This is a genomic window from Geodermatophilus obscurus DSM 43160, from assembly GCF_000025345.1.
Classification (GTDB): domain Bacteria; phylum Actinomycetota; class Actinomycetes; order Mycobacteriales; family Geodermatophilaceae; genus Geodermatophilus; species Geodermatophilus obscurus.
This window is the reverse complement of sequence record NC_013757.1, coordinates 2246457-2267603: the sequence shown is the minus strand read 5'-3', so window position 1 is coordinate 2267603 and position 21147 is coordinate 2246457. Positions and strand designations below refer to the sequence as shown.

Sequence of the window (21147 nt, the reverse complement as noted above, 5' to 3'; positions counted from 1 at the left end):
TGCAGCCCCGCGGGTGACCGCCTGGACCCTCACGCGATCGCGCGCCCGCCCCGCCCGGTCCGCGCCGGCCGCCGGGCGCGGGGCCGGACCTGTCCGAGGTCGGACCGGGCCGGCGCCCGGTCTTCCCCCGGACGGGTGGACCGCCCGAGCGCGGTCCTTCTACCCGCACCGCCGCCCCGCCGATGGAGGGCCCGTGAGACCGCCCCCGGTACTGCGTCCCCGTGATGAGGTGTTCGGCGCCCGCGCCCTGGCAGCGATGTTCCTCGGCTCCGCCCTGCTGCTGGTCACGTACGTGCTGGTGCAGCCCGAGCCGCTGCCCGAGGGTGGCACGGCGATCGCGGCCGGGCTGCTCGCCGGGCTGGTCGTCTGCGGCGTCACGCTCGTCACCGTTCCGGGGGCCGTGCTGACGCGGCTGTGCATGTGGGTGGTGCTGCCGGTCGTGGGGCTCGGCGTCATCAGCACCGTGGCGGTGTCCATGCCCGAGCGGCTCGATCTGGCCCACCCGCTCTTCGGGCTCGTCATCCTCTACACCGCCTCCCAGTTGCGTGCGCCGGTCGCCGCCGTGGTCACCGCCCTCACCATCGGGTGCGACGTCACGGTCCTGGCGCTGGTCGAGCCGCCGGCGGAGGCGCTGGTCGACGCCGTCTTCATCGGCATGGTCCATGCCGCCACCGCCGGACTCCTCGTCCTGGTCAAGAACCGGGTCGAACGGTTGATGAGCGCCCTGGAGCGGCAGGCCGCCGTGGACGGGCTCACCGGTCTGGTGACCCGGCGGGTGCTCGACGACGCCCTGTCCAGTGCCCTGTCCGCGTCCTCCACCCCCGAGGGGACGGCACTGGTACTGGTCGACGTGGACACCTTCAAGAACATCAACGACCTCCACGGCCACCCCGTGGGCGACGACGCGCTGGTGCACCTGGCCGGCGTGCTGCGCCGCCACGTGCGCTCCCAGGACGCCGTGCTGGGGCGCCTCGGTGGCGACGAACTCGCCGTGCTGCTGCCCGGCTGCTGGGCTGCGACCGCCGCCGAACGAGCCGAGCACCTGGTCACCGCTGTCCGGGCCACCCCGCTGCAGCTAGCCGACGGCACGCTGCTGGCGTTGTCGGTGAGCGTGGGCATCGCACACGCCCCGCAGCACGCCACCGAGCTGCGCACTCTCTACGCCGCCGCTGACGGCGCGCTCTACGAGGCCAAGCGCACCGGCCGCGACCGCGCCGTCCTCGCCTCCTGACATCCCGGTCGACGTCGTCGGCACGTCGCGTCAGGAGGACGGGCCCGGGCCGACCCCACCGGGACGGCTCAGCGGCCGGCGTCGAGCAGGGTGAGGACGGCGTCCGCGGTGCCCGGCGCCAGCGGCAGGTGCGGCAGGACGGCGGGCAACTCCTCGGGCTCGATCCCCTCGGCCAGCAGCGCGCTGAGCACCCGGTCGGCCTGCGTCGGCGGCACCGGCTCGTCGAGCTCGGCGAGCGCGGCCCGGGCGAGGAAGACCGCGCCCGACGCGGCGGGGTCCTCCTCCGGCGGCGCAGCCGGCGGGGGGGCGGCGGCCTCCCGGGTCATCGCCTCGGCCGCCCGCACCAGCGACAGCGGCAGCCCCTCGGCCTCGACCTCGAGCAGCGGGACGTCGGCCAGCGCGGCCAGCACCAGGTGCTCGGCCTCGGTCCGCAGCGACGCCTCCCACTCCCCCGCCCGGACCACGCCGACCAGGTCGCGGCCGTCCTCCCCGAGGTCGTCGAGCAGCTCGGCCCACTCCGCCCGCCGCGTGACCCGGGCCCGGTCGGCGGCGAGCACGCAGGTGGCCAGCACGAACGGCTCGATCACCTCGCGGTCGAACCGGTCGGCGTACACCACCCCGTCGGGGTCCACCGCGTTGAGCACGTCGCGGAAGCTGCCCGGCCGGGCGTCGCCGAGGTCGAGGCGGCCGTCCTCCTCGCCGGACAGCGCCTGGCCACGGGCGATCCGGTCACCGTTCGTCCCGCCGGTCGCCCGCAGCCGGCCGCGGCGCCGCTCGTGGTGCGGCCGGTCGGAGAGGCCCACGCTCCACGCGCACGCCTCGGCGATCAGCGCGGGCAGCCGCTCCCTCAGCACCTCGCGAGCGAGCCGTCCCATCCAGTCGACGTCGAACACGCCTCCCAGCGTCCCCCGCGGGGCGGGGTCCCGCCGCCTGGTGACGTGCTGGCACGGCCCCTCCGCAGGGGCCCGCCGCCGGCCCCGTCCAGAGGCTCGTCCCGAGCTCGCGAGCAATGAGGACGGGGTCCTCGTCCGGTGGGGGACGGAAGGGTCCTCGTTCAGCCGAACAGCTCTCCCAGGAACGACTGCTTGCGCTTGGACGAGTGCCGGTGCCCGGACGAGTGCTGCTGCTTCTGCACCTGGTTGAGCACCTCGCCGACGACCGCGCCGAGCCCGCCCGACCCGTACCCACCCGAGCCGTGCCCGGCGGAGCCCTGTCCTGCCGGGCCGTGCCCGTGCCCACCGGCGGAGGACGTCGACGGCGCCCCCGACGGGGGCCGGCCGCCACCGTGCCACGCGGTCTCGGCGTCGACCAGCCGCTCCAGCTCACCGCGGTCGAGGAAGATGCCGCGGCACTCCGTGCACTGGTCGACGTGCACGCCGTTGCGCTCGTAGCTGCGCATCGGCCCCTGGCACTTGGGACAGGTCAGCTCCATGGCCCGGCAACGGGTGGCACACCGCGCACGTTCCCCCCACGACCGACACGCCACGCCGCCCCCGGTGCCCTGGGGCTACCCGCCGGTAGCAAGTGTGGGATCGTCGGACTCCCACGCTGCGAGACGGCACGGTCGCCGTCAGGAGAGAGGCCCGATGCGGTTGCAACTGTCCCCGGAGTTGGAGGCCTTCCGGGAGGAGATGCGGACGTTCTTCACCACCCAGGTGCCCCAGGAGATCCGGAACACCGTCGCGGCTCACCGGCACGTGACCAAGGAGCAGTACGTCCAGAGCCAGCGGGTGCTCAACGCGGCCGGTCTCGCGGTGCCGCACTGGCCGGTGGAGTGGGGTGGCAAGGACTGGTCGCCGCTGCAGCGCCACATCTGGCGCGAGGAGCTGCAGCTGGCCTGCGTCCCCGAGCCGCTGGCCTTCAACACCAGCATGATCGGCCCGGTCATCGCGGCGTTCGGCAACCAGGAGCAGAAGGAGCGCTTCCTGCCGAGGACGGCGAACCTCGACATCTGGTGGTGCCAGGGCTTCTCCGAGCCCGACGCCGGTTCCGACCTCGCCAGCCTGCGCACCACCGCGGTGCGCGACGGCGACGACTGGGTCGTCAACGGCCAGAAGACCTGGACGACGCTCGGCCAGCACGCCGACTGGATCTTCTGCCTGGTCCGCACCGACCCGACCGCGGAGAAGAAGCAGCGCGGCATCTCGCTGCTGGTGTTCCCGATGGACACCCCCGGGGTCACCCTGCGGCCCATCGAGCTCATCGACGGCGGCTTCGAGGTCAACGAGGTCTTCTTCGAGGACGTCCGCGTGCCGGCGGAGAACCTCATCGGCGAGGAGAACCGCGGCTGGGACTACGCCAAGTTCCTGCTCGGCAACGAGCGGGTCGGCATCGCCCGCATCGGCTCCACCAAGCGCATGCTGGCCCAGGCCAAGGCCCACGCGCGGGAGGTCACCGTCGGCGGCCGCCCACTGCTGGAGGACCCCCGCACGGCAGCGCGCATCGCCGAGCTGGAGAACGAGCTGCTCGCCCTCGAGCTCACCGCGCTGCGCGTGGTCGCCAACTCCGCCGACGGCAAGCCGCACCCGGCCTCGTCGGTGCTCAAGCTCCGCGGCTCGGAGCTGCAGCAGGCCGCCACCGAGCTGGTCGTCGACATCGCCGGCCCGCTCTCGCTGTCCTCGTTCGCCGACGGCGGCTCCGAGGTCCCGGACTGGGCGCGCGTCGCGACGCCGCACTACCTGAACTACCGCAAGGTCTCCATCTACGGAGGCTCCAACGAGGTGCAGCGCACCATCATCGCCGGCACGATCCTGGGGCTCTGAGGCAACCGTGGACTTCACCTTCGACAGTGAGCAGAACGACCTCCGGGGGGCCGTGCGCGGTCTGCTGGAGCGCGCCTACGGCGACGGCGAGCAGCGCCGCCGGGTGACCGCGAGCGACCCGGGCTTCGACGAGAAGACCTGGTCGCGGCTGGCCGAGATGGGGCTGCTGGGGCTGCCCTTCGCCGAGGAGCACGGCGGCATGGGCGCCGGGCCGATCGAGGTGGCAGTCGTCGCCGAGGAGATCGGCCGGGTGCTCGCGCCCGAGCCGTTCGTCGAGGCGGTCGTGCTGGCCGGCGGGCTGGTCGCCGCCCTCGGCACCGACGCGCAGAAGGCCGAGGTCCTCGCCGGCATCGCCGAGGGGACGACGCTGGCCGCCGTCGCGCACGCCGAGCCGGGCACCCGCTGGAGCCCGTCGGCCGCAGCCGTCACCGCCACGCAGGACGGCGGCTCCTGGACGCTCACCGGCGTCAAGGAGCCGGTGCTCAACGGCGCGCGGGCCGACGTCCTCGTCGTCTCCGCGGTGGTCAGAAGCGGGACGGCGGTGTTCCTCGTCCGCAGCGACGCGGCTGGCCTGACCCGCACCGGCTACCGCACCCACGACGGTGGCCGCGCGGCGAACGTGCGCTTCGACGGCACCCCGGCCGAGCTGCTCGGCGAGGGCACGGCCGACCGGACCGCGGAGGTCGAGCGGGTGCTCGCCGAGGGGCGCATCGCCTACGCCCACGAGGCCATCGGCTCGATGGACACGGCGCTGCGCACCACCGCCGAGTACCTCAAGACCCGCAAGCAGTTCGGCGTGACGCTCAACCGGTTCCAGGCGCTCACCTTCCGCGCCGCGGACATGTACGTCTCGCTCGAGCTGGCCCGCAGCACCGCGCTGTGGGCGTCGATGGTCGTCGACGCCGGCGGGGACGTCGTCGCCGCCGCCGACCGCGCCCGGCTGCAGACCAGCCGCGCCGGCCGGCACATCGGCAAGGAGGCGATCCAGCTGCACGGCGGGATCGGGGTGACCGCCGAGTACACGGTCGGCCACCACACCAGCCGGCTCACCGCGATCGACCACGTCCTGGGCGACGGCGACTGGGCGCTGTCCCGCCTGGCCGCGGACGTGGACGCGCACGAGACGGTCGACCCGCTGGGCGCGCCCTACACCGGGTAGGGGCCCTCCTGCCGCTCGCGAGCTCGCGGCGGGACCCTGCAGGAGGGCCACCGCGGCCGGCGTCCCCCGCGTGGGGGCGCCGGCCGCGGCCGTCTCCGGGAACGAGCGCGGCGGTCCTCCCGCCCCCGGAGCCGGCCCGCGTCCCTAGCCTCCCGGTGTGCTCACGTCCCCGCTGCTCGTGCCGCTCCTCCTCGCGGTCGCGGGCCTGGCCTCCTGGGGCGCCGCCCGGTTCGTCCGCCGTCGGCGCGGGCGGACGGTTACCGCGCTGGTGGCGCTCTTGGCCTTCCTCGCGGTGCCCGGCGGGGGTCTGCAGCTGTGGGCACTGGCCGCGCTCGACTCCTCCGCGGTCGCACGGGCGGTGGTCTGGCGCGACGCCGACGTCGACGACTGGCGTCGCTTCCCGGCGCTGCCGGTCCCGGCGGGCGCGCGGACCCTGCAGCTCCGGCCGGGGTCCCTGCCCACCGGCGTCCTGGACGAGGTGACCCCGCCCGGCGGCGCCACCGAGGACCTGGACGCGCTGCTGGAGCGCACCGGGACCCAGGCCTTCCTCGTCCTGCGCGGGGACGAGCTCGTCGTCGAGCGGTACCTGCACGGCGGGAACCGGGAGGGGACCCAGACGTCGTTCTCCGTGGCGAAGTCGGTCCTCTCCACCCTCGTCGGCATCGCCGTCGACCGCGGTGAGATCGGGAGCCTCGACGACCCGGTCACCGCCTACGTGCCGGAGCTGCTGGACCGCGACGAGGACTTCACCCGGGTCACCCTGCGCTCGCTGGTCACCATGTCGTCGGGCCTGCGCTACGAGGAGCACGGCCTGCCCTGGAGCGACGACTCGGTCACCTACTACTCCCCCGACCTGCGCGCGACGGCCCTCTCGGTGGAGATCGACGAGGCCCCGGGCCTCCGCTGGCACTACGACAACTACAACCCGCTGCTCGTGGGGCTGGTCCTGGAGCGGGCCACCGGCACGCCGGTGGCGCAGTACGCGAGCGAGGTGCTGTGGCAGCCGCTCGGGGCCGAGGCCGACGCGTCGTGGAGCGCCGACAGCGAGGAGCACGGCTTCGCGAAGATGGAGAGCGGGTTCAACGCGCGCGCCGTGGACTACGCCCGCTTCGGGTACCTGTTCGCGCACGAGGGCCGCGTCGGCGACCGGCAGGTGGTGCCCGCGGCCTGGGTCGCCGAGGCCACCGCCCGCGACACCTCTACCGACCCGGCCGAGCACTACCAGTACTGGTGGTGGGTCGACACCGAGCGGGAGGGCCGCTTCTCCGCACGCGGCAACAAGGGTCAGTACGTCTACGTCGACCCCACCACCGACGTGGTCGTCGTCCGGATGGGACGGGACCACGGCATCGACGACTGGCCCGCGGTCCTGCGCGACGTCGCCGACCGGGTCCAGGCCGCCGGGTCGTGAGAGGGCCTACTCCCCGAGCATGGCCAGGCGCAGCTCGTCGGCCTCGGCGCGCACCCGCTCCAGCACCGGCGGGACGGCGTCCTCCCGCAACTGCCCGCCGGTGAGCTCCTCGACCGGCACCGGCACGTGGTCCTCGACCGTCAGCCGGGCCGCGATCTCGAGCGCCGCGCGCAGCAGCGCGCCGTCCTGGTCGCCGTGGTCGTCGACCGCACCCAGCGGGGTGACCATGCTCGCCGGGAAGCCCCACTGCTCGAGTGCCACCGCGGTGAGCCGGTGGGCGTGGATCCCGTAGCGTCGCGCCTCGGCCGCACGGCGACCCGCGGCGGTCGGCTCAGCGGCCGACAGCTCGGTGTAGCCCTCGGGGTCGCTGTGGTGGAGCAGCGCGACGCCGAGCGGGGCCAGCAGACCCAGGCACAGGGCGTCCTGCGGGCGCTCGCCGAACCGCGGGGCCAGCGTGGCGGCGCCGAGCGCGACACAGCTGCTCATCCCCCAGAACCCCTCGGGCAGCCGCAACTCGTCGCCCAGGCCGGTCAGCGCGACGGTCGCCATGGTGCGCACGGTGGGGAAGCCGACGACGGTGACCGCGATCTGCAGCGAGGTGACCCGCCCACGCATGCCGAAGTAGGCGGAGTTGGCCAGCTTCATCACCCGGCCGGCCAGCGCGACGTCGGAGGCCAGGGTCCGGGCGAGGGTGCGCGCGTCGGTGTCGTCGGAGTCGGCCATCGACACGAGCTGCGCGGCGATCGGCTGTTGAGCGGCCATCGTCTCGATGTTGCTCAGCACCGCCTCCAGGTCGAAGGACGGCGTGGCGGCCAGGGTCGTGCGCACGGCTGCTCCCGGGAGGACGAGGCGGCTGACGGTCATCGGGCGGAGGCCGCGTACCAGGCAGCGGCGCGGTCGCCCGTCATCGGTCGGGCGAGGGCGAAGCCCTGCAGGAAGCCGGCTCCCAGGTCCGCGAGCTGTGCGGCCTGCTCCTCGGTCTCCACGCCCTCCGCGACGGTCGTCAGGTCGAGGCTGCGGGCCAGCGCGATGACCGCCGAGGCGATCTCGGGGTGCCCGTCGGCGAGCTCGGCGACGAACGAACGATCCACCTTGAGGACGTCCACCGGCAGGTGGCGCAGGTAGGACAGCGACGAGTAGCCGGTACCGAAGTCGTCGATGGCCAGGGAGACGCCGAGGTCGCGCAGCTGGTCGAGCACATCGCGGGCCGAGGACGGATCCTCCATCAGTGCGGACTCCGTGATCTCGATCTGCAGTCGCGACGGGTGCAGCCCGTGCCGCTCCAGGGCGGCGACCACGTGGCCGTGCAGGTGCTCGTCGAGCTGCAGCGCTGAGACATTGACGTTGGCCCGCTGCGGGGCGGCACCGCCCAGCACACGGTCCCACTCGGCCAGCTGGCGGCAGGTCTCGTCGAGCACCAACAGGCCGAGCACGCCGATCAGCCCGCCCTCCTCGGCCAGGGCGACGAACACCGTCGGGCTGATCGGGCCGCGCAGGGGGTGGTGCCAGCGGGCCAGCGACTCGACGGCCACCGGGGCGCCGTCGTCGGCGCGGAAGATCGGCTGGTAGAGCAGCGTGATCTCCCTCCGCTCGATCGCCTCGCGCAGCTCGGCGACCAGCCGCAGCTTGTCCCGCGCCTCGGCCCGGGCGCGCTCGTCGAGCACGCTGATCCGGCCCTTGCCGCCGGCCTTGGCCTGGCACACCGCGATGTCGCCGTCGCGGATCAGGTCCTCGGCTGCGTGGTGTCCCGTGGTCTGAACGGTGACGCCGACGCTGGCGTGCGGGCGGACGTCGACCCCGCCGAGGCGCACCGACTGCGCCAGCGCCGCGGCGATCCGCTCGGCCAGCGTGACCGCGGCGTCCTCGTCGAGGTCCTCGCCGATGACGACGAACCCGTCACCGCCGGAGCGTGCCACCAGGTCACCGGGGCGCACCGTGGCGCGCAGCCGGGTGGCGACCTCCACGAGCAGCTCGTCGCCGGCGGCGTGGCCCAGGGACTCGTTGACGACGGTGAGGTCGTCCAGGTCGAGGGAGATGACGGCCAGGCGGCCGGTGCCGGGCCGGAACCGCTCGGCCACGTGCTCCGCGAGCAGGGTGCGGTTGGGCAGCCCGGTGAGCGGATCGTGGTGGGCCTGGTGCGCCAGCCGGGCCTCGAAGGCCAGCCGGTCGGTGATGTCCTCGATGGTGCCGACGAAGCCCGCCCCGACGCCGGGGGTGAACAGTTGCGAGAGGCGGAGGACCGTCGTCCGCTCGCCGCCGTCGCCTCGGACGAGCCGGGCCCTAATCCTCCCGTCGCGCCCGCCGAGGACGGCGACGACCTGCTCGATGACGTCGTCGAGGTCGTCCGGGTGCACCGTGGCCATCCAGCCGGTGCCCAGCAGCTGCTCGGCCTGCAGGCCCACCAGGCTGCAGAAGGCGTCGTTGACGTGCGCCAGGCGCATGCCCTGCTCGGAGAGGACCGTGGGCACCGGCGAGCGCTCGGTCAGCGTGGCCAGGCGCCGCTCGTGGGCCTCGGCGGTGGCCCGCAGGACCCGCTCGGATCCGCTGTCGACCGGGACCAACTGCAGGGTCCAGGTCCGCCCGCTCGGCGTCGGGGTGCACAGCACGAGAACCCCCAGGAGCGCGCCGCTGGCGGTGCGGACGGACAGGTTCATGCGTGCGCTGCGCTCGCGGCGGAGCAGCAGCCCGACCTCCGCGCCGCGCAGCGACGGCACCAGCGCGGCGACCGTGAGCGACTGCAGGTCGTCCACCCCGTAGCCGAGCAGTTGGGTGGCGCCCTCGTTGCCCCAGGCGATCCGCGGCGTCCCGTCCACGACCTCGGCCAGCAGGAGCACGAGCGTGTCGCTCACCGCGGCTCCGTAGAAGACCGACGAGACGATCTCCGTCGGGACCAGCGGCACAGCGGTCGCGGTCGTCGACACGCGCCCCCCTCCCGATCAGGCGGCGACCGGCATCCGTGCCTCTCGTCCGCCAGGAGAGGAGTACGGCACCCAGAGGTGTGCCCACCAGTCGGGGACGGCGCCCCTCACCCTCCCGGGGTGGAGCCGCCGGGCCCGCAGGCGTGGACCGGTCGGTGCGCTCGCTGCGGGGGGTGACACAGTGCACTCACGGAGGAGCCCCGCGGTTCGGCATGATCTCCCCGGCGGCGACACCGGTGCACGCCGTCCCGGACCGCGCGCCCACCGGCGTGCACCACCGCTGTACCGGACCGCACCGTCACCGGCGACGGGCGGCGACCGACCCGTGCTGGAGGAACCGGACGTGCTCATCGGAGTCCCTCGGGAGACCCGCCCCGGCGAGACGCGCGTGGCGGCGACGCCGACCACCGTGCGCCAGCTGACCGCGCTCGGCTACGCCGTCGTGGTCGAGACCGCCGCGGGGACGGCGGCCAGCTTCCCCGACGACGGTTACCGCGAGGCCGGGGCCCGGGTGGGCACGGCGGACGACGCCTGGGGCGCCGACGTCGTCCTGCACGTGGCCAAGCCGACCGCCGAGGAGGTCGGGCGGCTGCGCGACGGCGCCGTGTTGGTCAGCACCCTGGCGCCCGCGCTGGACCCGGACCTGCTCGCGACCCTGGCCGCCCGGCCGATCACCGCGCTGGCGATGGACGCCGTCCCGCGGATCAGCCGGGCCCAGTCCCTGGACGTGCTGAGCTCGATGGCCAACATCGCCGGCTACCGGGCGGTCATCGAGGCCGCGCACGCCTTCGGCCGCTCCTTCACCGGGCAGGTGACCGCGGCCGGCAAGGTGCCCCCGGCGACGGTGCTCGTCGTCGGCGCGGGCGTCGCGGGGCTGGCCGCCATCGGCGCGGCCAGCAGCCTGGGCGCGATCGTGCGGGCCACCGACGTCCGGCCGGAGGTCGCCGAGCAGATCGCCTCCATGGGCGGCCAGTACGTCGGGGTGCCGGCCGACGAGGAGTCCAGCGGCGGCGGCACCGGGTACGCGAGCGTCACCTCCGCCGACTACGACCGGCGGGCCGCTGCGATGTACGCCGAGCAGGCCCGCGAGGTGGACATCGTGATCACCACCGCGCTGATCCCCGGGCGTCCGGCGCCGCGGCTGCTCACCGAGGAGATGGTCGCCGCCATGCGGCCGGGCAGCGTGGTGGTCGACATGGCCGCCGCGCAGGGCGGCAACGTGGCCGGCTCGGTGCCCGACGAGGTCGTCGTCACCCCGAACGGCGTGACGATCATCGGCTACACCGACCTGCCCGGCCGGCTGCCCGGCCAGGCCTCGCAGCTGTTCGGCACCAACCTGGTCAACCTGGTCAAGCTGCTCACCCCCGGCAAGGACGGGCGGCCGGTCCTCGACCTCGACGACGTCGTCCAGCGCTCCATGACGGTGGTGCGGGACGGCGAGCTGCTGTGGCCGCCCCCACCGGTCCAGGTGTCGGCCGCACCCACCGCGGCACCCGCGCCCCGGCCGGCCGCACCGGCGCCGGCACCGCGGGCACCGCGCTCCCCCGCCCGCACCGCCGCCGTCGTCGGCGTCGCGGCAGCGCTGCTGTTCCTCGCCGCGGCGTTCTCGCCGAACCAGCTCATCGGCAACCTGACGGTGTTCGCGCTCGCGGTCGTCGTGGGCTTCTACGTCATCGGCAACGTGCACCACGCGCTGCACACCCCGCTGATGAGCGTCACCAACGCGATCTCCGGGATCATCGTGGTCGGCGCCCTGCTGCAGATCGGCCACACCAGCGCCCTGGTCACCGTGCTGGCCACGGTCGCCGTGCTGGTCGCCAGCATCAACGTCTTCGGCGGCTTCGCCGTGACCCGCCGCATGCTCGGCATGTTCACGAGGAGCTGACATGACCGCCGTCTCCGCCGCCGCCGCGGCCTACATCGTCGCCGCCCTGCTCTTCGTCCTCAGCCTGGCCGGCCTGTCCCGGCACGAGACGGCGCGGGCCGGTAACGGGTACGGCATCGCCGGCATGGCGGTCGCGCTGGCCGCCACCGTCGGGCTCGCGGCCCGCAGCATCGAGGCCGCCGCCGTCGGGCTCATCGTCGTCGCCATGGCCGGCGGTGCCGCCATCGGGCTGTGGCGGGCCCGCCGGGTGCAGATGACCGGCATGCCCGAGCTGATCGCGCTGCTGCACAGCTTCGTCGGCCTGGCCGCCGTCCTGGTCGGGTGGAACGGCTACCTGTCGGTCGAGGCGAACGCCGGGGAGCAGACCGAGGTGCCGGCCGACCTCCTGGGCATCCACTCCGCCGAGGTGGTGATCGGCGTGTTCATCGGCGCGGTCACCCTCACCGGCTCGATCGTCGCGTTCCTCAAGCTCTCGGCGCGGATCAGGAGCAACCCGCTGATGCTGCCCGGGCGCAACTGGCTCAACCTGGGCGCGCTGGTCGCCTTCGCCGCGCTGACCGTCGCCTTCGTCGTCTCCCCCGGCCTGGGCCTGCTGACCGCCGTCACGGTGCTGGCGCTCGCCCTGGGCTGGCACCTGGTCGCCTCGATCGGCGGCGGTGACATGCCGGTCGTCGTCTCGATGCTCAACAGCTACTCGGGGTGGGCGGCCGCGGCGTCGGGCTTCCTGCTCGACAACGACCTGTTGATCATCACCGGCGCGCTGGTCGGCTCCTCGGGTGCCTACCTCAGCTACATCATGTGCCGGGCGATGAACCGGTCGTTCCTCTCGGTCATCGCCGGCGGCTTCGGCAACGAGGGCAGCACGGCCTCCGGCACCGCGGACGGCGAGCACACCGAGGTCACCGCCGAGGAGGTCGCCGAACTGCTGCGCGATGCCCAGTCGGTGGTCATCACGCCGGGCTACGGGATGGCGGTGGCACACGCCCAGTACCCGGTCGCCGAGCTGACCCGCCAGCTGACCGAGCGCGGGGTCGACGTCCGCTTCGGCATCCACCCGGTCGCCGGCCGGCTGCCCGGGCACATGAACGTGCTGCTGGCCGAGGCCAAGGTGCCCTACGACATCGTCCTGGAGATGGACGAGATCAACGACGACCTCGCCAAGACCGACGTGGTGCTGGTCATCGGCGCCAACGACACGGTCAACCCGGCCGCCCTGGAGGACCCGGGCAGCCCGATCGCCGGCATGCCGGTGCTGCAGGTCTGGGAGGCCGAGCACGTCGTCGTCTTCAAGCGGTCGATGAGCACCGGGTACGCCGGCGTCCAGAACCCGCTGTTCTTCCGGGAGAACACCCGGATGCTCTTCGGTGACGCCCGCGAGCGGGTCGAGGACATCCTCAAGTCGCTGTAGCGGGACGGTCGGCGACCGCGGGCCGCCGCCCCGGTGACCCGTCAGTGCAGCAGCGGCGAACCCGCGGACGAACCCGACGACAGGAGCAGGTCCCGCCCACCAGGGCCTGCACCCCGAGCAGCGCAGCGAGGCGTCGCCGCGGGGCGCCGACGCCCCGGGGAGGACGCGGGGGCCGCCCCGGCCGAGTGGCTGCGGGTTGCGGCGACGGCCCCGCTCGCGGACGGTTGTGCCGTGGACCCCCTCCGTGGCCTGGGCCTCCCCCGCATCCCCGGCCTGTCCGAGCTGGTCGACGTCCTGCAGAAGCAGACCGAGGCGATGGCCCAGCTGCCGCGGACGCTGGCCGACCTCAACAGCGCCGTCCGGGAGCTGATCACGGCCACGCGGGTGGCCACCGAGACCATCACGTCGGCGCAGCGGACCGCCGAGCGGCTCGAGGGCCTGGTCGACGAGCTGGAGGAACCGGTGCGGGCGCTGCGGCCCGGGCTCGAGCGCGTCGGCCGGGTGCTCGACGACCCGGCCGTCGACACCCTGCCCGACACGCTGCGCACCGTCGCCGACGACCTCCTCCCGCTGGTGCACGGGCTGCGCCAGGCCACCGACCGCGTCGGCACGGTCGCCGGCCTCCTGCGCCGCCGTGCGCCCGGGACCAGGGGCCGCCCGGAGGACGACGCGCCCCTGGCCTGACCGTCCGTAGCTGGTCCTCCCGGGCCGACGACGCGCAGCAGGACGGCGTGGGTGGCGGCGGGCTGCTCGCGGGACCACGTGGCCTCGGAGCGGTACGTCGGTGGGTGCCGCGGCACTCACCGACGTACTGCCCCGGGACACCGCTGCGTCCGGGCCCTGGGCCCGGAGGGGGTCGTCAGCCGCGAGCGCGCTGGAGCAGGAAGGCGAACGGGTCGGGCAGGCCGCGCATGTCCATCAGCCCGAGCAGCAGGTCCGGGCCGACCCGACGGAAGACGTCGACCACCGGCAGCCGGTCGTAGACCAGCGCCGCGGTGGGCACGCCGCGGTGCACGACCGGGCGCAGCCGGGCGGTGGGACGGCGGGTGGTCAGCAGCGGCCGGGCGGCGCGGAACGCCAGCCGCGCCGGGGCGCTGCGGGCCAGGCCGGGTGCGCGGCGCAGCAGGGCCAGCGGCGCCGGCGCCGGATCGATCGGCCGCGGCCGGCCCGCCCGGTCCGGGAAGAGCAGCGGGTGCACGGTGTCGGGGTCGACGACCTCCTTGCCCCACCAGCGGTGCGCGGTCAGCAGCCCGTCCAGCCGCGAGCCGGTGGGCAGCTCGGCGCCCCGCCAGCGGCCGGTCATCTCCTCGACCGCCACACCGGGCAGCCGGTCGGCGAAGGCGAGGACGTCGGCCGGTGCGGCGCCGCCGCGGTGCCGCTCGACCCAGCAGACGGCGTCCTCGGCGCTCACGGGTCCTCCTCGCTGGCGCTCGTCGGCCGCGTTCGCGGCGCTGCTGTGCCCATGTGTTCGCTCGCGAGCTCGCTCACGCTGCGCCCCAGTGCGGCGGGTGCTCGAGCCCGGCGGGCAGCGAGGTCGCGGCGTCCCCGCGGGCGCCGGCCACCTGGCGCCGGGTGAGGAACAGCGCGCCGGAGAGGTCGGCGCCGCGCACGTCCGCGCCCCGCAGGTCGGCGCCGAGCAGGTCGGTCAGCTGCAGGTCGGCACCGCGCAGGTCCGCGCCGATCAGCAGCGCTCCGCGCAGGCTCGCCCCGCGGAGGTCCACGCGCCGCAGGTCGGCGCCGGCGAGGTCGGCATTGCGCTGGTCGGCCCGGCGCCGTTGGAGGACCCCCCGCCCTCCCCCGCTCGCAGGCTCGCGGCGGGCTCCCGCGGGGGGTCGCCTGCGGACGCCGGCCCGCGCCAGCTCGCTGACCGACAGCAGCAGCGCGCCGGCCTCCGCCTGCAGGACCCCGGCGTCCGCGGCCGCGAGCTCCCCGGCGTCCGCGGCGGTGAGCCGCTCGACGCGCCCGCGCATGGCGGCCAGCTCCCGGTGCAGCGGCGCCGCCGCCGGGAGAGCCAGCGCCTCGGCCAGGTACCACAGCAGCTCGTGCAGCAGCCGCTGGACGCCGAAGGCCGCGAACACCGCCGCCGCCTGCTCCGGGGAGTCCCGCCAGGGCAAGGCGCCGGCGAAGGTCACCTGCACGGTCTGCTGCCCGGCGCCGAAGCAGTCGAAGACCGTGCAGCCGGGGAAGCCGCGCTCGCGCAGTTCGGCGTGGATGCCGCAGCGGTCGTCGTCCCGCAGGTTCGGGCAGGCGTGCCCGGCCGGCTTGTCGATCGCGAAGTCGGCCGAGGCGACGAACGCGGGAGCCACGCAGCACAGCCCGGCGCAGCGGGTGCAGTCCGCGCGCAGCCGGGTGCGGGCCTCGGCGGCGTCGGGCACGGGCCCTCCCTCGCAGGATCGGTCAGGCGGTCGGGCGCTCCAGCGTCACCAGCACGCCCTCGACACCGCCCGGGCCGATCCGGCCCTTCACCTCGACCGAGGTGATCGCCTTGAGCTGCCACCCCTCGCGGGCGTGCTGGTTGAGCACCTTCTCCAGCTTGTCACCCGACATCTTCCCGCCGATCAGGCCCTCGCGGAGCTCGACCACCCGGTACTCGTAGCGCTGCGCCACGGCGTCCTCCTCGCGTCGGTGTGCGGTCCTGCCGCGATGATGCCCTCGTGGACGTGCTGAGCAGCCGGGTCCTCCTCCGGCCGGTCGACCCCGCGCGGTCGCAGGCCTTCTACCGCGACGTGCTGGGGCTCGCGGTGTACCGCGAGTTCGGGCCGCCCGAGCACCCCGGGGTGGTGTTCTTCCTCGGCAACGGCCTGCTCGAGGTCTCCGGGCCCGGCGACGAGCCGGCGCGCGGCCTGGCGCTGTGGGTACAGGTGCGCGACGTCGCCGCCGAGGTCGCGCGGCTGCGCGCCGCCGGGACGACGGTGCTGCGCGACCCGCGGACCGAGCCGTGGGGCCTGGTCGAGGCGTGGGTCGCCGACCCCGAGGGCGTGCGCATCGTGCTGGTGGAGGTGCCGACCGACCACCCGCTGCGGCGCGACCAGCGGTAACTCAGGGGCGCGGCGTCGTCCCCGCCGTGCCGTCGTCGGGGTCGCCGGGCCGGCGGACCAGGTCGGCGACCGACTCCTCCAGCCGCGCCCAGGTCGTGCTCCACTCCACCAGCGGGTCGAGGATCCGCTCGAAGACGGCCAGCTGCTCGTCGAAGGCCTGCAGCTGGGCGGTCATCGCCGCGATCTGCTGCCGCTGGCTGCGCACCGCCCGGTCGATGGCGCGCAGCTGTGCCGCCGACAGCGCGCCGGGCGGTGAGGGCAGCCGCGGCAGCGAGAAGGGCACCGCGCCGCGCGCGCGGTCGGTGAAGGCGCGCAGCTGGCCGACGAACTCCTCGACCGACCGGCTCACCCGGTTCCCGGACCCGGTCTCACGCCCGCCGGCGTCGTGCTCGCTCATGCCCCCATCCTCGCGCCCGCGGGCGGCCGGCGCGCTCCCGGGCGTGCCAGGCTGGGAACGTGGTGGTCGCACACCTCGTCGCGGTCGTGCACGCGCTCGCCGTCGTCCTCATGGTGACCGGCGCGCTGGTCGCGCTGCGCCGGCCGCGGTTCCTGCTGGTGCACGCGCCGGTGGCCGCGGCGATCCTCGCGGTGCACCTGGCCGGGGCGCCCTGCCCGCTGACCGAGCTGGAGCTGGCGCTGCGCGAGCGCGCCGGCGGTGCGGCGTACACCGGGGGCTTCCTCGGTCACCACGTGTTCGCACCGCTCGGTCTGGACGTCGGCAGTCCCGCCGTCCAGGCCGGCATCTACACCGTCGCGCTGGTGCCCAACGTGGTCGGCTACGGGCTGCTGACGGTGCGGGCCGGCCGGGGCCGGGTGAGGACGGAGGCGGTGATCCACCCGGCATCGTCAGACTGAGCCGATGACGGGGACGATCTCGCGGGTCCAGACGCTGGGTGGGCCGACGCTGTTCGTCCTGCTGTGGAGCACCGGTTTCGTCGGCGCCAAGTACGGGCTGCCCTACGCCGAGCCGTTCACCTTCCTCAGCCTGCGCCTGGGCGTCGCCGCGGCCCTGCTCGGCGTCCTCGCCGTCGCGCTGCGCTCGGCCGGCATGCCCTCCCGCCCGCAGTACGGCCGCGCCGCGGTCGCCGGGCTGCTGCTGCACGGCGGATACCTGGGCGGCGTCTTCTACGGCATCTCGCTGGGCGTGCCCGCGGGAGTGGCGGCGGTGGTCGTCAGCCTGCAACCGGTGCTCACCGCCGTCCTCGCCGCGGGGGTGCTCGGCGAGCGGCCCGCGGCGCGCCAGTGGCTCGGGCTGGCGCTCGGCGTCGGGGGCGTCGCGATGGTCGTCGGCCCCGGCATCACCGACGCCGGCCCGGCCGAGCCGCTCCCGGTGGCCGGACTCGTCGCGTGTGTCGTGGCGCTCGCCTCGGGGACGCTGGGCACCGTCTACCAGAAGCGGCACGGCGACTCCATCCCGCTGGTCTGGGGGACGGCGGTGCAGTACGCGGCGGCCGCGGCCGTGCTGCTGGGAATCGCGGGAGCGACCGAGGACACGTCGATCCGGTGGACCGGTGAGTTCGTCGCCGCGTTCGTCTGGCTGGTGCTGTTCCTGTCGATCGGCGCCGTCCTGCTGCTGCTCCTGCTCCTGCGCCGGGGCACGGCCGCGGGCGTCTCCAGCCTCTACTACCTCGTGCCGGTGGCCACCGCCGTCGAGGCGTACCTGCTCTTCGGCGAGCGGGTCGGCGGGCTGTCGCTCGTGGGGATCGGGGTCACCGCACTCGGTGTCGCGCTGGTGGTGGCGCCGCCGCGGAAGCGGTGACTCAACACGGGACGAGCCCCCGCAGCGTCTCGGCGTTCCGCACGGCGTGCCCGTGCCCGTCGTTGTTGAAGTAGACGTAGACGTCGCGGCCGTCGCGCGCCCACTCGCCGATCCGGTCGGCCCACCAGCGCAGGTCGGCGTCGGGGTAGGAGCCGGCGTAGAGATGGGCGTCGTCCGGGCCGTGCAGGCGCACGTAGACGAAGGGCGCGGTCGCCCGCAGCACGCACGGCAGCCCGGCGCCGCTCATCACGCAGTACGCCGCGCGGTGCCGCTCGAGCAGGGCGTACACCGCCTCGTCGTGCCAGCTGGGGTGGCGGAACTCGACCGCGACCCGGATCCAGTCGGGCAGCTGGCCGAGGAAGAAGTCGAGGCGGGCGTCGTCCCGGGCCTGGGTGGGCGGCAGCTGCACCAGCAGGACGGCGCGCCGGTCACCGAGCTCGTGCCAGCACTCGGTGATCCGGCCGACCCACGTCTCCGGCGCATACAGCCGCTTGGCGTGCGTCAGTCCGCGGGGGGCCTTGACCGAGAGCTGGAAGCCCGGCGGCAGCCGCCGGCGCCACGAGGCGAAGGTCGCCGTCCGCGGCCAGCGGTAGAAGCTCGCGTTGAGCTCGACGGTGCCGAAGCGCCGCACGTAGTGCGCCAGCCGGTCCCGCGGCGGCGTGCCCGGCGGGTAGAGGACGCCGTCCCAGTGGTCGTAGCTCCAGCCCGAGGTCCCGACGTGCACGCTCAGGGCAGCCGCCAGACCGTCGTCCGCCGCAGCCCCGGGCCCTCGGTCTCCGGGATGTCGTAGGCGGCCACCGGCTCGAGCCGGTCGTGCGGCAGGTACGGCCGGCCGGGGTCGCCGACGTAGACCTGGCAGCCGCGTGCGCGGGCCCGGTCGAGGAAGGGCAGCACCCGCTCGGTCATCTCCCGGTCGTAGCAGACGTCCCCGGCCAGGACGACGTCGGTGCCGGCCGGGTCCCGGCCGAGGACGTCGCCGGTGACGCTGATCCCGCCGACGCCGTTGAGGCCGGCGTTGACGCCGACCGCCGTCCGGCTGAACGGGTCGACGTCGCTGGCCAGCACCGAGCGGGCGCCGGCGAGGCGGGCGGCCAGCGCGACCAGCCCGCTGCCGGACCCCAGGTCGAGGACGGCCCGCCCGGCCACCGCCTCCGGGGTGTCGAGCACGTACCGCGCCAGCGCCTGCCCGCCGGGCCAGGCCGCGGCCCAGAACGGCGGGGCCTCCCCCGCACCGCCCTCCGCGGCCTCCATCGCCTCCCACAGCGCGACGACGTCGTCGGCCACGTGCAGCCGGACCTCCGGCACCGAGGAGGGCCGCCGGACCTGGGTGTGCGCGCGGACGAAGGCGGACGGGACGGCGCGGACGGTCACGCCCCCGAGTCCACCACGCGCGCCCGCACCCGGCACCGCTCCGGCTGGGAGCATCCACCCGTGCTCGTCGCCCGCTCGATCGCCCTGTTCCTCGCCGCCGCCGTGCTCGAGATCGGCGGCGCCTGGTTCGTGTGGCAGGGCGTGCGGGAGCACCGCGGCTGGCTGTGGATCGGCCTGGGGGTGGCGGCCCTCGGCGCCTACGGCTTCGTCGCCACCCTGCAGCCGGACGCCGCCTTCGGCCGGATCCTGGCCGCCTACGGCGGGGTCTTCGTCGCCGGGAGCCTGGCCTGGGGGATGGCGCTGGACGGCTACCGGCCGGACCGCTTCGACGTCCTCGGGGCGCTGATCTGCCTGCTCGGCGTCGCCGTGATCATGTACGCCCCACGGACCCCCTGCACCTGATCGGAGCGCACCGTGTCCCGAGCCGGCAAGGACGCCGTCCGTCGCTGGGTGGCCGAGATGGTCGGCGAGGGCGACCTCGACGTGGCCGACGAGCTCTTCCCCCCCGACCTGGCGGCGTCCGCCCGGCAGTGGGTCGCACCGTTCCGCGCCTCGTTCTCCGACGTGCGCATGCAGGTCGTCGCCCTCGTGGCGGAGGGCGACCAGGTCGCCGGGCGGTTCCGCTGCTCGGGCACGCACACCGGCACGTGGCTCGACCACCCGCCGACCGGCCGCCGCTTCGACGTCGACGAGGTCTACTTCTTCCGCGTCGACGGCGGCCGGATCGTGGAGATGTGGGGTCTCGAGGACACCGCCGAGCGCCTCCGCCAGCTCGGTCTCGCCTGACGACCGAGGGCCGCCCCCTGGAATGGGGCCGCCCTCGGTACGAGACGCCTCGCGGCTCCGACCACGTCGACTGCTGCCTCCCGACATCCCGACACGGGATGCCTGCCCGTCTCCCCACCGGGTCACGGCGCGCCGGGGAGCGCGCATGCCGGATGGGGGATGTGACAGGGGGCTCGGCAGGGGCTTGACCAGCGGATGCACCCGGTGGAGGGTCCCCGTCCTCCCGGGCTCCCCGGGAGTGCTGGGGTCAGGAGCGGCCTGGAGGTGCCGAGGTGGCCGTCTACGTCTACCGCTGCACCGAACACGGGCTGACCGAGGTCACCCGCGCCATGGGCACCGCCGCCGCGGCGGTCCCGTGCCCGGCGTGCGACCTGCAGGCCACACGGGTCTTCACCGCGCCGCGACTCTCGCTCGGCTCCCCGGCCCGCCGGGCGCTCATCGACCGCACCGAACGGACGCGCGACGAACCGGACGTCGTGTCCGCTCCGCCACCCCGGCCGGGCGGGGCGGGAGCGGCGGCAGTGGCGCGGAACCCGGCCCTGCGACGACTGCCGCGTCCCTGACGGCCCCCGTTCGCGCGGGGGCCACCGGACACCGGGAGGACGCCTGATCGACTCCACCAGGGAGGGAGCGACATGGGCAGCGTCGGATTGCTGTACGTCGGAGCGGTCCTGGTCGTCAACGGCATGATGCTGCTGGGGCGGGTCGACGCCCGAGCGGCCGCACCGCTGAACTTCTTCGTCGGCGGGCTGCAGGTGATCACGCCGACCTATCTGATCTTCACGTCGGGCGGGGACCCGGACACGATCCTGGGCGCCTCCGGCCTCTACCTCTTCGGCTTCACGTACCTGTACGTGGGGTTCAACCTCCTGGGCGGCCTGGACGGCACCGGGCTCGGCTGGTTCTCCGCGTTCGTCGCGGCGTGCGCCGTCGTGTACGCCGGCCTCAACTTCGGCCGCCTCGGCGACCCCGCCTTCGGGGTCATCTGGCTGTACTGGGCGGTGCTGTGGGGGCTGTTCTTCCTGGTGCTGGGCCTGAAGCGGGAGGAGCTGACGCGGTTCACCGGGGCCGTCGCGGTCATCGCCGGCGTCATCACCTGCGCCGTCCCCGCGTTCATGCTGCTCGTCGGCGTGTGGGCACCCAACACGAGGACGGCGGCGATCGTGCTCGCCGTGCTCTGCGTCCTGTCGCTCGGCCTCTACGGCCCGCTGCGGCAACCGCGGGCGACCCCGGCGACGGCGCCCGCGCCGGAGCTGCGGGAGGGCGGGTCACCCCAGCAGGTCGCCGCTCCCGGGACCGCGACGCCGCCCACCCGGATGCACGGCAACGTCGCCGCGACCGAGGAGCAGACCGCGCGAGGAACGACCGACGTCCCGACGGACCCCAGGCGGTGATGCCGGCGCCCCTCGACTCCGCTCG

At 74.9% G+C, this 21147-nt stretch carries 24 protein-coding genes; 14 read left to right on the top strand and 10 right to left on the bottom strand.

Going from position 1 to position 21147, the window contains the following annotated elements; genetic code table 11:
• Positions 1 to 193: 193 nt before the first annotated feature.
• Complete coding sequence (locus GOBS_RS10675; protein ID WP_012948300.1) at positions 194 to 1231, top strand: GGDEF domain-containing protein; 1038 nt, start codon at positions 194 to 196, stop codon at positions 1229 to 1231.
• 68 nt (positions 1232 to 1299) lie between these two features.
• On the opposite strand, the gene GOBS_RS10670 is transcribed toward GOBS_RS10675, so the two are convergent.
• Together GOBS_RS10670 and GOBS_RS10665 are read right to left on the bottom strand one after the other, a co-directional pair.
• On the bottom strand, positions 1300 to 2124 hold the full coding sequence (locus tag GOBS_RS10670) for a hypothetical protein (RefSeq protein WP_012948299.1): 825 nt from the start codon (positions 2122 to 2124) through the stop codon (positions 1300 to 1302).
• Positions 2125 to 2285: 161 nt separating this feature from the next.
• Entirely contained in the window at positions 2286 to 2663 is a 378-nt protein-coding gene (locus GOBS_RS10665; protein ID WP_012948298.1) for a TFIIB-type zinc ribbon-containing protein, read from the bottom strand.
• Positions 2664 to 2817: 154 nt separating this feature from the next.
• Here GOBS_RS10665 and GOBS_RS10660 point away from each other — a divergent pair, with 154 nt between their 5' ends.
• The 3 genes from GOBS_RS10660 (at position 2818) to GOBS_RS10650 (ending at position 6563) form a co-directional block, all read left to right on the top strand.
• Positions 2818 to 3993, top strand: a complete 1176-nt coding sequence (locus GOBS_RS10660) for an acyl-CoA dehydrogenase family protein (protein WP_012948297.1) — start codon at positions 2818 to 2820, stop codon at positions 3991 to 3993.
• Positions 3994 to 4000: 7 nt separating this feature from the next.
• Positions 4001 to 5152, top strand: coding sequence for an acyl-CoA dehydrogenase family protein (locus GOBS_RS10655; protein ID WP_012948296.1), 1152 nt, complete (start codon positions 4001 to 4003; stop codon positions 5150 to 5152).
• A gap of 157 nt (positions 5153 to 5309) precedes the next feature.
• A complete protein-coding gene (locus GOBS_RS10650) occupies positions 5310 to 6563 on the top strand; it encodes a serine hydrolase domain-containing protein (protein ID WP_012948295.1) in 1254 nt (417 codons plus the stop codon).
• A 6-nt stretch (positions 6564 to 6569) separates the two neighbouring features.
• Here GOBS_RS10650 and GOBS_RS10645 read toward each other — a convergent pair whose 3' ends face one another.
• Together GOBS_RS10645 and GOBS_RS10640 are read right to left on the bottom strand one after the other, a co-directional pair.
• Entirely contained in the window at positions 6570 to 7391 is an 822-nt protein-coding gene (locus tag GOBS_RS10645; protein ID WP_243697697.1) for an HDOD domain-containing protein, read from the bottom strand.
• A gap of 32 nt (positions 7392 to 7423) precedes the next feature.
• Positions 7424 to 9484 (bottom strand): putative bifunctional diguanylate cyclase/phosphodiesterase, encoded by a 2061-nt coding sequence (locus GOBS_RS10640; RefSeq protein WP_012948293.1) that lies wholly within the window; start codon positions 9482 to 9484, stop codon positions 7424 to 7426.
• Between the two features lie 340 nt (positions 9485 to 9824).
• Here GOBS_RS10640 and GOBS_RS10635 point away from each other — a divergent pair, with 340 nt between their 5' ends.
• The 3 genes from GOBS_RS10635 (at position 9825) to GOBS_RS10625 (ending at position 13458) form a co-directional block, all read left to right on the top strand.
• Complete coding sequence (locus tag GOBS_RS10635; protein ID WP_012948292.1) at positions 9825 to 11366, top strand: Re/Si-specific NAD(P)(+) transhydrogenase subunit alpha; 1542 nt, start codon at positions 9825 to 9827, stop codon at positions 11364 to 11366.
• Between the two features lies 1 nt (position 11367).
• Positions 11368 to 12774 (top strand): Re/Si-specific NAD(P)(+) transhydrogenase subunit beta, encoded by a 1407-nt coding sequence (pntB, locus tag GOBS_RS10630; RefSeq protein ID WP_012948291.1) that lies wholly within the window; start codon positions 11368 to 11370, stop codon positions 12772 to 12774.
• A 231-nt stretch (positions 12775 to 13005) separates the two neighbouring features.
• Positions 13006 to 13458, top strand: coding sequence for a hypothetical protein (locus GOBS_RS10625; protein WP_012948290.1), 453 nt, complete (start codon positions 13006 to 13008; stop codon positions 13456 to 13458).
• Positions 13459 to 13633: 175 nt separating this feature from the next.
• Here GOBS_RS10625 and GOBS_RS10620 read toward each other — a convergent pair whose 3' ends face one another.
• The 3 genes from GOBS_RS10620 to GOBS_RS10610 form a co-directional block, all read right to left on the bottom strand.
• Positions 13634 to 14185 (bottom strand): DUF4334 domain-containing protein, encoded by a 552-nt coding sequence (locus tag GOBS_RS10620; protein ID WP_012948289.1) that lies wholly within the window; start codon positions 14183 to 14185, stop codon positions 13634 to 13636.
• A gap of 73 nt (positions 14186 to 14258) precedes the next feature.
• Positions 14259 to 15149: a pentapeptide repeat-containing protein gene (locus GOBS_RS10615; protein ID WP_012948288.1), complete on the bottom strand. Its 891-nt coding sequence runs from the start codon at positions 15147 to 15149 to the stop codon at positions 14259 to 14261.
• Positions 15150 to 15171: 22 nt separating this feature from the next.
• A complete protein-coding gene (locus tag GOBS_RS10610) occupies positions 15172 to 15381 on the bottom strand; it encodes a DUF4177 domain-containing protein (RefSeq protein WP_012948287.1) in 210 nt (69 codons plus the stop codon).
• 47 nt (positions 15382 to 15428) lie between these two features.
• Between GOBS_RS10610 and GOBS_RS10605 the strand changes: the two genes are divergently transcribed.
• The gene (locus GOBS_RS10605) at positions 15429 to 15812 is read left to right on the top strand and encodes a VOC family protein (RefSeq protein ID WP_012948286.1); all 384 of its coding nucleotides are present in this window, start codon (positions 15429 to 15431) and stop codon (positions 15810 to 15812) included.
• A 1-nt stretch (position 15813) separates the two neighbouring features.
• Here the strand turns inward: GOBS_RS10605 and GOBS_RS10600 are convergent, their stop codons facing one another.
• On the bottom strand, positions 15814 to 16209 hold the full coding sequence (locus tag GOBS_RS10600) for a hypothetical protein (protein WP_012948285.1): 396 nt from the start codon (positions 16207 to 16209) through the stop codon (positions 15814 to 15816).
• Positions 16210 to 16268: 59 nt separating this feature from the next.
• Here GOBS_RS10600 and GOBS_RS10595 point away from each other — a divergent pair, with 59 nt between their 5' ends.
• Both GOBS_RS10595 and GOBS_RS10590 read left to right on the top strand, forming a co-directional pair.
• Positions 16269 to 16667 (top strand): DUF2784 domain-containing protein, encoded by a 399-nt coding sequence (locus tag GOBS_RS10595; protein ID WP_012948284.1) that lies wholly within the window; start codon positions 16269 to 16271, stop codon positions 16665 to 16667.
• Positions 16668 to 16671: 4 nt separating this feature from the next.
• The gene (locus GOBS_RS10590) at positions 16672 to 17571 is read left to right on the top strand and encodes a DMT family transporter (protein ID WP_012948283.1); all 900 of its coding nucleotides are present in this window, start codon (positions 16672 to 16674) and stop codon (positions 17569 to 17571) included.
• Position 17572: 1 nt separating this feature from the next.
• Here GOBS_RS10590 and GOBS_RS10585 read toward each other — a convergent pair whose 3' ends face one another.
• Together GOBS_RS10585 and GOBS_RS10580 are read right to left on the bottom strand one after the other, a co-directional pair.
• The gene (locus GOBS_RS10585) at positions 17573 to 18295 is read right to left on the bottom strand and encodes a DUF72 domain-containing protein (protein WP_012948282.1); all 723 of its coding nucleotides are present in this window, start codon (positions 18293 to 18295) and stop codon (positions 17573 to 17575) included.
• A gap of 2 nt (positions 18296 to 18297) precedes the next feature.
• Positions 18298 to 18942, bottom strand: coding sequence for a class I SAM-dependent methyltransferase (locus tag GOBS_RS10580; protein ID WP_012948281.1), 645 nt, complete (start codon positions 18940 to 18942; stop codon positions 18298 to 18300).
• 60 nt (positions 18943 to 19002) lie between these two features.
• Between GOBS_RS10580 and GOBS_RS10575 the strand changes: the two genes are divergently transcribed.
• From GOBS_RS10575 to GOBS_RS10560, 4 genes are all read left to right on the top strand, one after another.
• Positions 19003 to 19344 carry a YnfA family protein gene (locus GOBS_RS10575; protein WP_012948280.1) on the top strand — a complete coding sequence of 114 codons (342 nt, stop codon included), beginning with the start codon at positions 19003 to 19005 and terminating at the stop codon, positions 19342 to 19344.
• Between the two features lie 12 nt (positions 19345 to 19356).
• Positions 19357 to 19728, top strand: a complete 372-nt coding sequence (locus GOBS_RS10570; protein ID WP_012948279.1) for an ester cyclase — start codon at positions 19357 to 19359, stop codon at positions 19726 to 19728.
• A gap of 272 nt (positions 19729 to 20000) precedes the next feature.
• Complete coding sequence (locus GOBS_RS10565) at positions 20001 to 20291, top strand: FmdB family zinc ribbon protein (RefSeq protein WP_012948278.1); 291 nt, start codon at positions 20001 to 20003, stop codon at positions 20289 to 20291.
• Positions 20292 to 20363: 72 nt separating this feature from the next.
• Positions 20364 to 21122 carry an AmiS/UreI family transporter gene (locus tag GOBS_RS10560; protein ID WP_012948277.1) on the top strand — a complete coding sequence of 253 codons (759 nt, stop codon included), beginning with the start codon at positions 20364 to 20366 and terminating at the stop codon, positions 21120 to 21122.
• Positions 21123 to 21147 lie beyond the last annotated feature (25 nt).